17 protein-coding genes and 1 tRNA gene are annotated in these 13,951 nt (G+C 63.0%); 6 read left to right on the forward strand and 12 right to left on the reverse strand.

Annotated elements, in window-relative coordinates; all coding sequences use genetic code 11:
• Positions 1–16 precede the first annotated feature (16 nt).
• A tRNA-Arg gene (locus BM374_RS04195) sits at positions 17–93 on the forward strand.
• Here BM374_RS04195 and BM374_RS04200 read toward each other — a convergent pair.
• Positions 64–1,698, reverse strand: coding sequence for a recombinase family protein (locus tag BM374_RS04200; RefSeq protein WP_092289269.1), 1,635 nt, complete (start codon positions 1,696–1,698; stop codon positions 64–66). The genes BM374_RS04195 and BM374_RS04200 overlap by 30 nt on opposite strands.
• A gap of 746 nt (positions 1,699–2,444) precedes the next feature.
• Between BM374_RS04200 and BM374_RS40255 the strand changes: the two genes are divergently transcribed.
• From BM374_RS40255 to BM374_RS37745, 3 genes are all read left to right on the forward strand, one after another.
• Positions 2,445–3,107, forward strand: coding sequence for a GNAT family N-acetyltransferase (locus tag BM374_RS40255; protein WP_092289270.1), 663 nt, complete (start codon positions 2,445–2,447; stop codon positions 3,105–3,107).
• 29 nt (positions 3,108–3,136) lie between these two features.
• The gene (locus BM374_RS40260; RefSeq protein WP_177248082.1) at positions 3,137–3,658 is read left to right on the forward strand and encodes a coproporphyrinogen III oxidase; all 522 of its coding nucleotides are present in this window, start codon (positions 3,137–3,139) and stop codon (positions 3,656–3,658) included.
• A gap of 171 nt (positions 3,659–3,829) precedes the next feature.
• Positions 3,830–3,970 carry a ComC/BlpC family leader-containing pheromone/bacteriocin gene (locus tag BM374_RS37745; RefSeq protein WP_143270143.1) on the forward strand — a complete coding sequence of 47 codons (141 nt, stop codon included), beginning with the start codon at positions 3,830–3,832 and terminating at the stop codon, positions 3,968–3,970.
• 65 nt (positions 3,971–4,035) lie between these two features.
• Here the strand turns inward: BM374_RS37745 and BM374_RS04215 are convergent, their stop codons facing one another.
• The 6 genes from BM374_RS04215 to BM374_RS04240 all read right to left on the reverse strand — a co-directional run bounded on the left by BM374_RS04215 (position 4,036) and on the right by BM374_RS04240 (position 7,741).
• The gene (locus BM374_RS04215) at positions 4,036–4,329 is read right to left on the reverse strand and encodes a hypothetical protein (RefSeq protein ID WP_092289272.1); all 294 of its coding nucleotides are present in this window, start codon (positions 4,327–4,329) and stop codon (positions 4,036–4,038) included.
• A gap of 198 nt (positions 4,330–4,527) precedes the next feature.
• A complete protein-coding gene (locus BM374_RS04220) occupies positions 4,528–5,214 on the reverse strand; it encodes a DNA-3-methyladenine glycosylase I (RefSeq protein ID WP_092290229.1) in 687 nt (228 codons plus the stop codon).
• A 99-nt stretch (positions 5,215–5,313) separates the two neighbouring features.
• Positions 5,314–5,844 carry a GNAT family N-acetyltransferase gene (locus BM374_RS04225; protein WP_092289273.1) on the reverse strand — a complete coding sequence of 177 codons (531 nt, stop codon included), beginning with the start codon at positions 5,842–5,844 and terminating at the stop codon, positions 5,314–5,316.
• A 147-nt stretch (positions 5,845–5,991) separates the two neighbouring features.
• Positions 5,992–6,732: a di-trans,poly-cis-decaprenylcistransferase gene (locus BM374_RS04230; protein ID WP_092289274.1), complete on the reverse strand. Its 741-nt coding sequence runs from the start codon at positions 6,730–6,732 to the stop codon at positions 5,992–5,994.
• A 30-nt stretch (positions 6,733–6,762) separates the two neighbouring features.
• Entirely contained in the window at positions 6,763–7,137 is a 375-nt protein-coding gene (locus tag BM374_RS04235; protein ID WP_177248083.1) for a winged helix-turn-helix domain-containing protein, read from the reverse strand.
• Positions 7,124–7,741: a hypothetical protein gene (locus BM374_RS04240; RefSeq protein WP_092289276.1), complete on the reverse strand. Its 618-nt coding sequence runs from the start codon at positions 7,739–7,741 to the stop codon at positions 7,124–7,126. The genes BM374_RS04235 and BM374_RS04240 overlap by 14 nt, the downstream gene beginning before the upstream one ends.
• A gap of 193 nt (positions 7,742–7,934) precedes the next feature.
• On the opposite strand from BM374_RS04240, the gene BM374_RS04245 reads away from it, so the two are divergent.
• Positions 7,935–9,191 carry a S1C family serine protease gene (locus BM374_RS04245; protein WP_092289277.1) on the forward strand — a complete coding sequence of 419 codons (1,257 nt, stop codon included), beginning with the start codon at positions 7,935–7,937 and terminating at the stop codon, positions 9,189–9,191.
• Between the two features lie 200 nt (positions 9,192–9,391).
• On the opposite strand, the gene BM374_RS04250 is transcribed toward BM374_RS04245, so the two are convergent.
• The 4 genes from BM374_RS04250 to BM374_RS04265 form a co-directional block, all read right to left on the reverse strand.
• Positions 9,392–10,126, reverse strand: coding sequence for a DUF899 domain-containing protein (locus tag BM374_RS04250; RefSeq protein ID WP_092289278.1), 735 nt, complete (start codon positions 10,124–10,126; stop codon positions 9,392–9,394).
• 21 nt (positions 10,127–10,147) lie between these two features.
• Positions 10,148–10,492 carry an SRPBCC family protein gene (locus BM374_RS04255; RefSeq protein ID WP_244552535.1) on the reverse strand — a complete coding sequence of 115 codons (345 nt, stop codon included), beginning with the start codon at positions 10,490–10,492 and terminating at the stop codon, positions 10,148–10,150.
• Positions 10,492–10,944: an ArsR/SmtB family transcription factor gene (locus BM374_RS04260; protein ID WP_092289279.1), complete on the reverse strand. Its 453-nt coding sequence runs from the start codon at positions 10,942–10,944 to the stop codon at positions 10,492–10,494. Before BM374_RS04260 ends, BM374_RS04255 begins: the two co-directional genes overlap by 1 nt.
• Before the next feature lie 104 nt (positions 10,945–11,048).
• Positions 11,049–12,023 (reverse strand): Bug family tripartite tricarboxylate transporter substrate binding protein, encoded by a 975-nt coding sequence (locus tag BM374_RS04265; protein ID WP_092289280.1) that lies wholly within the window; start codon positions 12,021–12,023, stop codon positions 11,049–11,051.
• A gap of 109 nt (positions 12,024–12,132) precedes the next feature.
• Here BM374_RS04265 and BM374_RS04270 point away from each other — a divergent pair, with 109 nt between their 5' ends.
• The gene (locus BM374_RS04270; RefSeq protein ID WP_092289281.1) at positions 12,133–12,543 is read left to right on the forward strand and encodes a VOC family protein; all 411 of its coding nucleotides are present in this window, start codon (positions 12,133–12,135) and stop codon (positions 12,541–12,543) included.
• A 27-nt stretch (positions 12,544–12,570) separates the two neighbouring features.
• On the opposite strand, the gene BM374_RS04275 is transcribed toward BM374_RS04270, so the two are convergent.
• Positions 12,571–13,665 (reverse strand): HD domain-containing protein, encoded by a 1,095-nt coding sequence (locus tag BM374_RS04275; protein WP_092289282.1) that lies wholly within the window; start codon positions 13,663–13,665, stop codon positions 12,571–12,573.
• Between the last annotated feature and the right edge of the window lie 286 nt (positions 13,666–13,951).

The raw sequence follows: 13,951 nt of genomic DNA on the forward strand, positions 1-13,951 counted from the left end.
TAAATGAGGCCTCGTTGCGCCCGTAGCTCAGCTGGATAGAGCGTTGCCCTCCGAAGGCAAAGGTCACACGTTCGAATCGTGTCGGGCGCGCCACTTCGGTACAAAACTGGGCACTCCAAAACCTGCCGTTTTTACGCTCGACGCGGCGACGAGCCTACGCAGGAGCACGCTTTTCGAGCCCATGATGCGAACCTCTTTCGCGTCCACCTCGATGCGCTGGGCCAGCGTACGGAGGTGGTCGCGGCGGTAGCCGCCCGCCTCGGTCCGCATCCGCCTGCGGGCCTGGCTGGCGAAGGTTTTGAGCGCCTGCGGTGTGATGCTCGGCCCAGCCCGATCGAGCGCGCCCGCGGCCCGCTCAGCGTCGGCGCGGGCCTGATCGCGGATGGACTTCAGCTCGGTCACGCGCTCCTTGAGCAGCGGATCGGACACGTCAGCGACGCCGTTCTCGATCGCGTCGTACAATCGCTTGAGTTTGGCTTCTGCTTCGGCTGCGCGCTTGCGCAATTCGGCAATATGCATCGTTCGGCGCTCGGCGCGCTCTTTCCGGCGATACAGAACGGCCGACAGGACTTCCTCGAGGCGTTTGGGTTGCAATAGCCGCTCTTCGATGTGCTCGGCTACGAGACTGTCGAGCTTTTCCATTGGAACGGTACGCCCCTTGCAGCCGGTCTCGCCCTGGCGGGCTTTGGTGCAGCAAGTGTAATACCTGTTCCTGCCACTCTTCCCGGTCCTCAGTGTCATGGCCCCGCCGCAGGCGGAGCAAAAGCAGATGCCGGTAAGGAGGGTCGGACCGCTGACGACGCGCGGTGCTGTCATTGCGGGGCTGCGCTCTTTGAGCAGCGCCTGCACCGCCTCGAACTCGACGGCCTCGATGATCGGCGGCACGGCCATTTCCACCACCTCGGCGTCCGGTTTGCGCTCGCGTGTTTTCCAGTATTTGGTGTTGAAGCGGTGACGGCCGATATACGTCGTGCGCGTCAGAACCTTGTGCACGGCATCGACGCCCCCGCGTCCGTCGTCGCGGGTTCGGATGCGGGATTCATTCAGATGTTTGGCAATTGATTTGACGCCCATCGGCCCCGAGGAGCCGTTTCCTTCCCGCGCCAGGCGATAGATCAGCCGCACCGTCTCGGCCTGGATGGGATCGATTTCCAGCGTCTTCTTGGTGCGGTGGCCGCGCTGTTCGGCGGCTTCCACGACGCGGTAGCCGATCGGTGGCAGCGCGCCATTCCAGAAGCCTTGTCTCGCATTTTCCTTCATCGCGCGCAGCGTATGCTTAGCGTTCTCCTTGGACTGATATTCATCAAATAGCGCCATGATCTGGCGGATCATGTTGCTCATGGGATCGTCGCCCAGCTCTTGTGTGATCGACACCAGCCGCACGCCGTTCTTGGCTAGCCGGCGGACATAAAACTCAAGCTGGAACTGGTCACGGAAGAAGCGGCTGAAGCTATGGACCAGGATCACGTCAAACGCCGGCGGCTTGACCGTCGTCGCGTCAATCATGCGCTGGAACTCCGGCCGCCGATCGTCGGTTGCGGACGCGCCTGGCTCGACATAGTCGGCGACGATCTCCCAGCCGCGCGACGCGCAATAGCCCTTCGCCTGGCGGCGCTGATCCGGAATGGAGAGATCGCTATCGGCCTGCCGTCCCGTTGAGACCCGCAGGTAGAGCGCCGCCCGAACCGTTGCAGCCATGGTGATGTCCCTCAATCATTCCCAAACAACTCGTCGAACAGATCACCGAACCAGGCTTCGAACACGTCGATCTCCGTTTCGGTCACCGGCACGTCCTTCGGCCAGTCGTCCGTCACCGTCCGTGTCACCGAAGCGCACTTCGCTCGTCGTCGACGGGGCCGCGCGGGGGCACGCGCATAGTCGTAGAGATCGTCAAGTGGGGCGCGGTCCGGCGGACGCCGCGACTGCGATTTGTGAGGGGGAGCCATGGCGCCACTGTGGCAAGCCTGACCGATCCACAGAACGGCCGATGTCTACGCCAAGTCACGCTGCGGCCCTGCGAACTCGCACTTTCTCTGCCGCATGAGCGCGATCGCGCAGAGCAAGCCATGAACGCATGGAAGCAAAAGAGCCGGGCCAACGGTGCGCAGTCAAGGCCGCGAGCCGGCGGAGCCGGTCGCGCGCAGCGCGAGCCTTGACGGCGCTCCGTTGGTCCGGCAGCGGCCTCCCATGCGATCATGGCCGGACGTCCCGCCGAGCACGCGCGACAAGACGCTATGCTGCGAACGATGGCGCTCGGAACGTTGATTTTGAATGCTTTCTGGGTTCGAGCGGCGCCAGGCCACTTCATGCGGTGCCGCTGAAGTGCAATCCAAAATCATGTACAGACAAACACTTACGACCCCGGATAGCCCAGAGCGACACCGTCGCTTTTATCTAGCCGTCCTAATCGCGCGGACTCCTTGCCGCACCATGCTGGTTCACCTATGCTCGCAAAGATCAGGCCGGGGTTTCTGTCGCAGCCGGACGAGCATCCTCATCCTGCCAATGCGGAGCTAGACTTGAACCTAGTGGAATGCATTCTTGAGAACGAACACGTTCGGCTTGAGCCGCTGTCAGAGAAACATCGCGAACCCCTGCGCGAGGCCACGAGCGCCGATCGCGAAATCTGGACCGCAATCTACCCTTTTTCGCTGGAGGGAGATCAATTCGATCCGTCGTGGACCCGAATTCAACAGGACCACAAGGCGGGCAATTGGATCCCGTTTGCCGTAATACGATCCGGTCGTTGCGTAGGCCTGACATCCTATATCAGGCCCGAAGCGAAGTACCGGTCGGTTGACATAGGTAGCACCTACTACCGCCCGGAGGATCGCGGCACCGTCGTTAATCCAGGAGTCAAGCATCTCTTGTTGGGGCATGCCTTCGGGTGTGGGGCAAATCGTGTGCAGTTTGGCGTCGACGCTCTAAATCTACGATCACGCCGCGCGATGCTGAAGTTGGGAGCAACCGAAGAAGGCGTCCTTCGACGCGCGCGAACAACCTGGACTGGACGAGTGTTCGATCGAGTGATCTTTTCCATCTTGGCCGAGGAATGGCCTCGGGTGAGATCAAATTTGGACGCCCAAATAGCCAAACTTGCGGCGTGACGGCGCGAACCCATCCGAGACGATACGATATGAAGCTCCACAAGACCTTCCAGTCCCAAAGAGAACAGGCTCGGATATCATTCGAGACCCTTCGCGATCGGATATGCGCCGAACTAGAGACCTTAGAGCGGGACGCGTCCGAAGATATCTTTGGCCACAGCCCGAAAACGTTTCATTTTCAAGCGCAAGCACGTGCAAATGGGGGCGCTGGCCGCGGGGGATTTTTGGAGAATGGCCGCTTATTCGAGAAGGCCGGCGTCCATACGTCAACTACCCACGGCCATTTTCCGCCTGAGATCGCTCTCTCAATGCCTGGCGCCTCCAAGCGTAATGTGGGACTGAGCGCGTTGTCCTGGCAGATCGTTGAAACCCGAGTGTTTCAGCCGCATCGCCCGCCGACTGTTGGCGTGCGTTTGCAAACGGACGGAGGGCCAAACAGCCAGTGCCTGAAGCGCGATGAGTGGTGTAGCTCAAGATCGCAGACCTTCGCAGATTGGGTAGTCGTAGCGCTTGATCGACAGCTGCATCATAGTGCCACGGCGAAGCAGTAGTGCCCATCTTCATCGGCCGTGGCGCGCCATTTCATCTCATTTCCACGCGGACCTCTTGACCGGCATCGCACGCCGGCACTGTGTCCCCGGTCACGGCAACGCGGCCGACGTAGCCGCATTCTCCTCGCATCGCGCGCGGAATGGTCCGGCCGATGTAAAAAGGAGACTGCCATGCAGAACATGGCTCGGGAATTGACGGAGACGGAGCTCGAGACGATCGCCGGCGGAAGCTTCTGGGGCAGCATTGCCGGCTTCTTCCGCGGCCTGTTCGGCGGCCCCGGCGACCTGCGCCGTCCGCTCGACCGTCCCTGATCTCGTCTCATCTTTCGACCGCAGCATCCGGACGAGGGCCGCACGCGGCCCTCGTCCTCGCAAGCTCAATGCCTGACGTGCTCGAACACGACGATCACGCCGGTCGGCTCGGGCTCATGCGCCATCAGGCGCGTCAGCTCCGCATCGCTCCAGTCGGCGAGACTGACGACTTCGCCGGTCTCGCGGTCCGCGCCGGCCGACGGGGTCGGCTCCAGGACCTTCAGTCCCATCTCGTCGACGAAGAACGTGTGCTCGCCGAACATGCTGTTGAGCTGCGGCATGGCGGGATGCTCGTCGGGCAGCACCTGCGCGCCGAGCTGGTTGACGGTCTGCTTCACCTGTTCGGATGTGAGCTTCATGAGCTGCTCCGTTCTGTCATTCGCGTTTCATGGAACTGAGCCGGAGCGCGCGTGTTCCCTGCGCCTTTGCCGCCTGGCCCAACCTCCCGAACGGGTGCTGCGCACAAATGTTCCTGCGAAATGCATTTCGTGATCGCGCGCGGCAACTGCCGCGTTGACGTCGCGGGATCGCCACAGGATCTCCAGGATCCGTCCTCGCTACTCACTCCTGACTTCGCCAATCGAAAGTGCGCAGATGCGTGACAGATAGGTGTAAGGCAGGCCGGTCTCCTCGGCCCAGGCGTTGAACTGCGCCTGTACCTTTGCAAGATCGCCCTTCGACTTGACCTCTTCGGCAATGTCGAGGCCTGCATCGCGCAGGCAGGCGACGACGTCCTTCGAGGTGACGAAGCCGTCCCAGCCGACGAAGCGCAGCAGCATCTGCCCGGTATTGCCGCCGAGCCGGCTGCCGCGTTTGGTGAGGAGATCAAGCAGCCCGATCTCGTTGGATGGCGGCCATGCCGCCAGAAACTTGCCGAAGCTGCCGTGCTGCTTCGCGATCTCCTGCACGAACGCAGCATTGGCGCGCACCGACATGATCTTGGCGCCATTGCGCACGATCCGCGTGTCGCGCAGCAGGCCTTCCCAATAATCCTCGGGCTGGAAGCTCAGCTTGGCGGGCTGGAAGCGCAGGAAGGCGTCTTCGAAACCGTCCCATTTGGCGTCGATCACGCTCCAGGCGAACCCCGCGCAAAACACCCGCTTCGTCATCTCGGCAAGGATGCGATCATCGCCGAGCCTCGCCAGGCGTTTCAGGTCCGGCTTCTCGGGCATCAGTCTGTCGAGCGCCTTGGGACCGCCTTTGCGCTTCTCAACGCGAGCACGAATGGTCTTGAAGGAAGTCATGCGGACACCTGCGATAACGGTGATCCACGACATCAGAAATTGGCGATCCGGTCCAGTCTCGCCACGCCCGCGGCCTGAGCTCGGGGTCGACCAGCCTAGCTATCGCAACAAACGCTTTGCAAGATGGACGGACAGCCAGTCTCCGAGACCGGTATCTTCATAACCGGCCTTCTTTGCAAGGCCGCGCATCTCCGCATTCGCCCGCGCGGTCTCGGCTGCAATCATCTCGTGACCGAAATCGCTTGCCTGCCGCTCCATCGCATTCATCATCTGCAGGCCGATGCCCTTGCGCTGAAACATATCGGCCACGGAGATGGCGAAATCTCCGTAACGCGCCACCGTATCATAGGCATATCGCGTTTCGCCGATGATCGTGCCCAGCCCTTCCCCCTGCCTGAGTTCGGCGAGCAAGGTGAAATGATCGGGATGGCCGGCCTTGGCGACGCATTCCGCCGCAAGCGTCGCGAGGTCGGCGCGCGCCCCCATGAAGCGCTTGTTGCGCGACGTCGACGACAGGCCGGTGAAATAGAGCGAGAGGCCACCGACATCAGATGCATTGGCGGCCCGGATGCGGACCGTACCGTTGATCTGATGCGGCCGGACAACGGCATCCGGAGGCAACTGTGACATGCGCGAGGCTCTCGGCAGGTTGCGGGAGTAGCAGAGCTAGCCGAAGTTACGCGCTCGCCGCTTGGACACAGCCGCCAATCTTGCTGCCGAAAACGAACTGCCCTTGGCCTGTGCTTGATGTCACGGAGAAGCCGCGCTCATGCGCCCCTACGCCCGCGAGAGTGAAGGCACCTCGTCCGGCAGAATGGCTTGAAGACCGCCGAAACGGCGTTCGCGGCCATGGAAGGAGGCCAGCGCCGCGGCGAGATCGCCCGCATCGAATTCGGGCCACATCCGCTCGGTGAAATGCAGCTCGGCATAGGCGCCTTCCCAGAGCAGGAAGTCCGACAACCGCTTTTCGCCCGAGGTGCGGATGATGAGATCGACGTCGCGCAAGCCCGCTTCGCCGGTGACGAGCTGCGAGAAGGCCTCGCGGGTCAGGCTGGTCAGCGCGGCGGCCTTCGCCGCGGCGTTCAGGATGGCATCCCGCGCGGAATAGTCGACGGCGATGCGCAAATGCAGCGTGGCGCCGTGTGCGGTGGCGTCCTCTGCGCGTGCGATGGCGGTGGCGATGCCTTCAGGCAGGCGGTCACGGCGGCCGATCACGTTGAGCCTCACGCCATTCTTCACGAGGCTCTGCACTTCATTGGCGAGATAGAAGCGGAGCAGGGTCATCAGCCCGGCGACCTCGGCCTTCGGCCTGCGCCAATTGTCGGTCGAGAACGCGTAGAGCGTCAGCGTGCCGATGCCCTGCTTCGGTGCGGCCTCGACGATACGGCGGATGGTCTCGACCCCGGCCTCGTGGCCACGCAGGCGCGAGAGGCCACGCCGTGTCGCCCATCGCCCGTTGCCGTCCATGATGATGCCGACATGAAGCTTGTCATTGTGGGACATGACGTCGCTTTGCATCGCAAAGTCTCCAGTCAAAAAAGGGGGCGATCAGGTCGGGAGAATGCCGAGGCGGCCGAGCGGCGGCGCCTCGCGGCCAGCAGCCTTGGCGGCATCGCGCACCAGCCGCTCGAGCACGGCGAGATAGTCGAGGAAGCGGCGACGGCCTGTCTTGGTCAGCCGGCAGGTGGTGTGCGGGCGGTTGCCCTCATAGCCTTTGGTCACCTCGACGAGGCCCGCCTCCTGGAGCACGGCGAGATGCCGGCTGAGATTGCCGTCGGTGAGACCGCAAAGCTGCTTGAGGTCAGCGAACGCAAGCCCTTTCGGGTGAGCCATCAGCGAGGTGAGAAGGCCGAGCCTCGCCTTCTCGTGGATCACTCGGTCGAGTCCCTCGTAAGAGAAGGGCGCGCTGTCAACCTTCGACATCATGGTCTCCGGACGCGAAATAAAGAATGGCCGCCATCACCGACTGGCCGATCACGAAGGGCAGCCCCATGGTCCACGGCGACAGCATGTGGGTCCGGCTCGCCAGCACCACCACCACGAAACCCGAGATGAAGTACCAGGCCCCCGCGAACGCGACGCTGCGCGGCAGCGAACGGACCGACGCGAAAATGCCGAGCGACACCAGGATCTGCCACAGCCCCGGCAGCAGCCACAGCGTCGCGGCGGCGAACTTCCACATCACCACCGCAAGCAGCACGCCGGCGACACCAGCGGGCAAGAACTGCTCGACCGCCTGGTGGATCATGGCGTCGGCAAGGCCCGAATGATGACGACGCGAACGCGCGCGCATCTCGATCCAGATAATCAGGCCGGACAGCGCAGCCGCAATGAACCAGCCGAGAAAGAAACCCAGCGGCTCGCTTGTGGGATCGCCGAGCAGCCAGAATTGCAGGATGGCAGTGACAAGCGCGACCGCGCCGGTCGCCGCCATCGTCGCAGGGCCGTAGCCGCGGAATGCCGTGCCCGCCGCAATCTGGCTGCGGATCGCCACGATGTCGGCCAGTGCCTTATCGAGATCGCGCATCGGCAACGCCAAAACTCCGCTCCATCCAGCCCACGGACCACCCGACTACTTTGTATCGCAAAGTATACCGCAGCACAAAGTAAACGCAAGAGAGGAAATTGCCGGCCCGGGATGAGGCCCGACTTGACAACTATCGGTTGCGCCGCGGACGTCAGCCCAGCTAAGATGCGGCCAAGGTGCCCTGGGGGAAGTCATGTGGTTTAGGTCGTTCGTCGCTGCAGCTCTGCTGCAGGTGTGTCTTGTTGGGACAGCACATGCGAAAGGACCGTTTGGCACGGTCAATGTCGGCGGCTGGGTCGGCGGCGCCTTCAGCAACGACGAGACGGGCGCTTTCTCCCATTGCGCAGCGACGGCGCCTTATGCGAACGGCGTCATCCTCGTCGTGAGCCAAAATGCCGCCGGCATATGGTCGCTCGCCTTTGCAAGTCCCAATTATCACTTCAACAAGGACGAGAGCGCCGCGATCGACGTGACCTTTGACGGGCGGGAGCAAGCCAGGCTGTACGCCACGGCGTACCGACCCGACATGCTGACGGCCGTCATGCCGCTGACTGTCGTGCGTACGTTTCAGAAGGCAAGCCTGATGGTCGCGACGGCCGGCCATGCCGTCCTGAACTTCGACCTGAGGTCAACCGGTCCAGCGATCTCCGCATTGGCCAATTGCGTGACCCGCGTGAAAGCCGACGGACTCGAAAAGGCCGGTGACTTCACCAAAGGCGCAGCGAAGCCGGCAGTCACGGCCGACAAGCAAGGCTCGCCGCCCGCCAGCAAGCCCGGAAAAGGGGCCAAGAACAGCGACGGCTTTGGCACCGGCTTCGTGGTCAGCGCCAGCGGGCACATCGTCACCAACAACCACGTGATCGACGGTTGCAGCGAGCTCAAGGGCAATCTCACCGGCGAAACCGCGATGGTGTTGCGGGTTGTGTCGAGCGATGCGAACAACGATCTGGCTTTGTTGCAGCCGTCGTCAACAGCGACGTTCAAGGATTTTGCGAGGATCCGCGACCGCTCGATCCGCTCCGGTGATTCCGTCGTCGCGATCGGCTTTCCGCTTCACGGGCTGCTGACCTCGGATTTCACAGTGACCACGGGTATCGTGAGCTCGCTCAGCGGCATGCGCAACGATTCGCGCTTCCTGCAAATCAGCGCGCCCGTGCAGCCCGGCAATAGCGGCGGCCCGCTGTTGGACACCAGCGGGCAAATCGTCGGCGTGGTCACCGCAAAGCTCTCCGGATTGCGCATTGCCGCACTGACCGGCGACATCCCCGAAAACATCAATTTCGCGATCAAGACGGGCGCGCTGCGAGACTTCCTCGACAATTCGGTCGTGCCGTACCAGACGGCCGAGCCGAAGGGTGAGCTCAAGACCACCGAGATCGCCGGCAACGCCCGCGCCTACACGATGCTGATCTCGTGCAAAGGCACGGAGCAGGCTGACGCGAAGAAGTGAGTAGATCGACGCAGCCCGACCCGTCATCCTGAGGCGCGAGGCATGGGACGCAACGCGCCCCATGGAGAGCCTCGAAGGATGAATGGCCGAGATGCAGCCGGGCTGTCGCCCTTCGAGGCCCGCCCTGCCTTGCAAGGCGCGCACCTCAGCGTGACGAGAACAATTTGCGCTCGTGACAGCGAGAGTCCGCGAGACCCCCCTCACCCGTGGCAGCACGCGCCCTTCGCCTGCGGCTCGTACTGGTCGCGCAGGCGAACCCAGTCCATCGGATAGGGCAGGCCCTCCTCGTGACGACCGAGCGGGGTGAGATCGAGATATTGATAGGCGGCATTCATCATGTCGAGGCCACGGGCGAAGCAGGAATAGGTGTGGAAAATCTCACCCGCTTCGTTGCGATAGAACACGCTGACGCCGGGTAGCTCAGGGCCGTAGAACGGGGTTGTGCCGAAATTGTATTTCGGCACGCCCCGATCGATCTGCTCGCGCGTGAACGAGACCTCGTAATCGTAATTGAAGTCGCTATTGCCTGAAGACACCCAATCGAAGCTCCAGCCCATCCGCTTCTTGAACGCTTCGAGCTTTGCGACTGAGGCCAGCGAGATCGCCACCATGGTGGTATCGCGCGCTGCCAGATGCGGCACCATCCGCTCGAAGCCGTCCGCCCAGAACGAGCAGCTCTTGCAGGCAGCGTCCCAGTCGGGTGCGAACATCACGTGCTGGACCACGAGCTGCGGCCGACCCTTGAAGAGATCTGCAAGCGTCACCTTTCCATCAGGCCCGTCGAACACGTAGGGCTTGTCGACCTTCACCCAGGGCAATGCGCGGCGCTCCTCGGCGAGGCGCTCGCGAGCCTGCGAAAACTCCTTCTCATGGGCCAGATGAGCTTTGCGGGCGGCGACCCATTGCTCGCGCGAGACGATCTGATGTTGCTGCATGGTATCCTCCTTTGACAGGAATCAGGCGACGAAGGCGTCGAGCTTGTCGAAGAACGAACTCCAGCCGCGCTGGTGGTTGTCGCGCGCGGTCTCGTCGAAGAACTGGGCGTGATGGAAGATCATCAGCGTGCCGGCGCTGTCCGGCTTGAGCGTGATCGTCACCAGCGATTCGCGTTCTGGCGTCGAATGCCAAGCCCAGCTGAAGACCAGGCGTTGGTTCGGCACCACCTCGCGGTAGATGCCGCCGGCCTCGAAATATTCGCCGTCGTCGCGGGTGAACGAGATGCGGAAGCGGCCGCCCGTGCGAACGTCGAGCTCCGCATGCAGCGTCGCCGGCTTGATGTTCGGCGGCCCGAACCATTGCACTAGCTGCGCGGCTTGCGTCCAGGCGGCGTAGACTTTTTCCGGCGGCGCGCGGAGCCGGCGCGTGAGCGTGAGGCTTGGAGCTTCAGTTGAACGTTGGGCGGCATTGACGGCTGCGTTGACCATGGCTGGTCCTCCACAAAGGCGGCAAGGCGATCGAAACTCTCGGACCAGAATTGCGCGTATCGACTGAGCCAGTTCATCGCCTGCTCCATCGGTTGCGCCGTGAGCCGGCACGAGACCGTGCGCCCGGTCTTCTCACGCACGATCAGACCGGCATCCGAGAGCACGTCGAGATGCTTCATGATCGCCGGGAGCGAGATCGAAAACGGCGTCGCGAGCTCGCTCACCGACAGGCAGTCCCGTTCGCCGAGGCGCGCAAGCAGCGCCCGCCGTGTTGGATCGGACAGCGCCGCAAAGGTGCGGTCGAGCGTCTCATCCTGATACTTAACCATGAGGTTTAGTATAGGAGCAAATGCAGGCCGGTCAAGCGGGAGCCCAATTAAAAAAAGCCCCGCCTAAACGGCGGGGCCCTATTCCGGCTTATGACGCAGGATCGCTACTCGACCTTGAGGCCCGCGAACTCGACGACCTTCTTCCACTTGGCGGTCTCGGCCTCGATCTCCTTGCCGAAAGCTTCCGGCGTCTCGACCAACGGATCGCCACCGAGCTCGACCAGGCGCTTGGTCATGTCGGGCTCTTTCATCAACGTGCTGATCTCGTTGTTGAGCTTGGCGATCAAGTCCTTGGGCATGTTCTTCGGCGCACCGATGCCGAACAGCGCGCTCGCCTCGTAGCCCTTCACGGTCTCGCCGATCGCGGGCACGTCCGGCAGCTGCGGCGAGCGTTGCGCGGTGGTGACGCCGAGCGCACGTAGCGAGCCAGAGCGGATGTGCTGGATGATCGACGGCATGTTGTCGAAGATCACCTGCACCTGGCCACCCAGCATATCGGTGATCGCCGGTGCCGCGCCGCGGTAGGGTACGTGCTGCATCTTGCAGCCGGTCATCGCCATGAACATCTCGCCGGACAGATGCACCGAAGTGCCGTTGCCGGAGGACGCCATGTTCACCTTGCCCGGATTGGCCTTCACGTAGTCGATGAACTCGGCGACGGTCGTGGCCGGCACGTCCTTGTTGACGGTCATCACATTCGGTACGCGCTGGAATGCGGCGATTGGCGCGATATCGCGGACGAAGTTGAATTTGAGGTTGGCGTAGAGTGTCGCGTTGATGTAGTTCGCCGGATTGATCAGCAGCACGGTGTAGCCATCGGGCTCCGCATTCACGACGGATTCGGTGGCGATATTGTTGCCGGCGCCCGGCTTGTTCTCGACCACGAATTGCTGGCCGAGGCGCTCCGACAGCCGCTGGCCGATCAGACGCGCCAGAATGTCGGTGGCGCCGCCGGGAGGATAGCCGACCACGAACTTCACCGGCCGGGACGGATAATCCGCAGCAAAGGCTTTCGACAGCGGGCTGGCTGCAAGCGGACTGGCGGCGAGCAGTCCAAGCGCGGTACGGCGAGTGATCATTTCAAGGGTTCTCCCAGGTGTGTTCTTGATAGTGGCGTCAGCGGCGTTGTAACAAGGCCCGCCTGCTGCGGAAAGTGCGCAAGCCCCATGACGACGGAAAGGATAAGGCATGCCTGTCAAGGTTCAGGCCCTCGATCACCTCGTGATCAACGTCGCCGACGTCGCTGTCACTGCCGAGTGGTATCGCAAGATCCTCGGCATGGAAGTCAAGGTGTTCGATCCCGGTGGCGGCAAAGCGCCGCGGACTTCGCTTCAGTTCGGTGAACAGAAGATCAACGTCCGGCCGCGCGACGCCGACAAGGTGGACTGGTTCACGGCCGACCACGAGACTCCCGGCAGCGAGGATCTGTGCTTCCTCACCGCTGCGACTCCCGACGAGGTGGTGGCGCATTTGAGAGCACACGGCATCACGATCGAGGAAGGTCCGTCGCTCCGGCAGGGCGCGCGCGGCACGCTGCGCTCGGTCTATTGCCGGGATCCGGATGGGAGCCTGATCGAGATTTCCTCGTACGAGGATTAGGAGGCGCGCGACGCGCCCCGGCGCGCCTTAAAACGATCCCAGCGCCACGGGCCGGAACGCCTGCAGCAGCTGCTGATCCAGCTTGCCGCCCATGCCTTCCATCATCGTGAACGCACGCGTATGGGTGAAGGGCATGCGGTAGGCGCGCTTCTCCACCAGGGCGGCATAGATATCGACGATCGTCGTCAGCCGCACGATGTCGCTGATCTGGTTCGACGACAGATTGTTGGGGTAGCCGCTGCCGTCGAGGAATTCGTGGTGATGCAGCACCACGTCGAGCATCTCCGGCGGGAAGCCGCCCTGGGCGGCGAGCGCCTCATAACCGCGGCGCGGATGCTGGCGAACTTCTTCCATCTCCTCGTCGGTAAGCTTGCCGGGCTTGTCGAGCAGCGCGGAGGGAACGAAGGCCTTGCCGACGTCGTGCAGCAAGGCGGCGCGGGTCAGGCGGCGCTGGTCGTCCTCGCGCATGCCGAGATGCTGCGCGAAGGCAACTGCGAAGCCGGTGACGAACAGGCAGTGGCGATAGCTGCCGACATGGTGGCACCCGACCGTGGTGAGCCATTCGCGCAGCGACGAGTGCTTGATCGCTTTCAGGATCTTGTTCTCGGCGGCGATGACGTCGTCGAAGGTCAGGGGCACGCCGAGCGGCAGCTTCTCGAACATCTTCGTGAGCACCGCATGCGCCGCCTCGACGCCGCGGTTGAGCGTCTTGCCGCGATCGGTCGCGTCATAGCTTGCGGTATCGGGAAACGCGGCGCGGATGCGCTGGAGGATCGCGTCGGGCTGCAGCGGCCGCGAGATGGTGTCGGTGGCGCCCAGCGCCCAAGCCTGCATGGAGCCGTGATGCAGCGCATCGGCCAGCACGAACAGCCGCGGCATCGAACGATAGGCATCCCCGCGCAGCTTGTTGCGCACCCGCTGCACGCTCTCGGGCGAGCGCAGGTTGATGTCGACCACGAGGCCGGAGAGATCGCGCGAGGGCTGCTCGGGGATGCCGTCCGTCGTCACCGTCGAGACCTCGCCGACGGCCTTCAAAATGCTGGCGAGCTCGGTGCTCGCATCGCTCCGGTCGGAGGCGAGCAGAAGCCGGCGTTTGGCGGCGGATTTGGCTGGCGCGTTCATGGTTTCCCCAGAGCACGGGAGTGTCTTCAGCCTCAAGCCTAGGCCGGATCAGGTTCTCCGGCCCTTAAGAGGCGTGCTCAATGGAACCTGCCCGAATTGTACGCAATTTTAGGGATCGGGTCCGTCGAAGCGCGAAAACAACCCCATGCACAGTAGAACGTCCGTTGAAAACAATGGGGATTTTGGCCTGGCTGTCGTCGCCCGGCTTGACCGGGCGACCCAGTACTCCGAGACGCCGCGGCAGGAATCGAGAGGCCGCGGCGTACTGGATGCCCCGCTTTCGCGG

The organism is Bradyrhizobium sp. Ghvi, from assembly GCF_900115265.1.
GTDB lineage: Bacteria > Pseudomonadota > Alphaproteobacteria > Rhizobiales > Xanthobacteraceae > Bradyrhizobium.

Coding starts and splice junctions, on each gene's coding strand:
- BM374_RS04200 (WP_092289269.1), bottom strand. CDS start 1,698: ATGGCTGCAACGGTTCGGGCGGCGCTCTACCTGCGGGTCTCAACGGGA.
- BM374_RS40255 (WP_092289270.1), top strand. CDS start 2,445: ATGCTCGCAAAGATCAGGCCGGGGTTTCTGTCGCAGCCGGACGAGCAT.
- BM374_RS40260 (WP_177248082.1), top strand. CDS start 3,137: ATGAAGCTCCACAAGACCTTCCAGTCCCAAAGAGAACAGGCTCGGATA.
- BM374_RS37745 (WP_143270143.1), top strand. CDS start 3,830: ATGCAGAACATGGCTCGGGAATTGACGGAGACGGAGCTCGAGACGATC.
- BM374_RS04215 (WP_092289272.1), bottom strand. CDS start 4,329: ATGAAGCTCACATCCGAACAGGTGAAGCAGACCGTCAACCAGCTCGGC.
- BM374_RS04220 (WP_092290229.1), bottom strand. CDS start 5,214: ATGACTTCCTTCAAGACCATTCGTGCTCGCGTTGAGAAGCGCAAAGGC.
- BM374_RS04225 (WP_092289273.1), bottom strand. CDS start 5,844: ATGTCACAGTTGCCTCCGGATGCCGTTGTCCGGCCGCATCAGATCAAC.
- BM374_RS04230 (WP_092289274.1), bottom strand. CDS start 6,732: ATGCAAAGCGACGTCATGTCCCACAATGACAAGCTTCATGTCGGCATC.
- BM374_RS04235 (WP_177248083.1), bottom strand. CDS start 7,137: ATGTCGAAGGTTGACAGCGCGCCCTTCTCTTACGAGGGACTCGACCGA.
- BM374_RS04240 (WP_092289276.1), bottom strand. CDS start 7,741: ATGCGCGATCTCGATAAGGCACTGGCCGACATCGTGGCGATCCGCAGC.
- BM374_RS04245 (WP_092289277.1), top strand. CDS start 7,935: ATGTGGTTTAGGTCGTTCGTCGCTGCAGCTCTGCTGCAGGTGTGTCTT.
- BM374_RS04250 (WP_092289278.1), bottom strand. CDS start 10,126: ATGCAGCAACATCAGATCGTCTCGCGCGAGCAATGGGTCGCCGCCCGC.
- BM374_RS04260 (WP_092289279.1), bottom strand. CDS start 10,944: ATGGTTAAGTATCAGGATGAGACGCTCGACCGCACCTTTGCGGCGCTG.
- BM374_RS04265 (WP_092289280.1), bottom strand. CDS start 12,023: ATGATCACTCGCCGTACCGCGCTTGGACTGCTCGCCGCCAGTCCGCTT.
- BM374_RS04270 (WP_092289281.1), top strand. CDS start 12,133: ATGCCTGTCAAGGTTCAGGCCCTCGATCACCTCGTGATCAACGTCGCC.
- BM374_RS04275 (WP_092289282.1), bottom strand. CDS start 13,665: ATGAACGCGCCAGCCAAATCCGCCGCCAAACGCCGGCTTCTGCTCGCC.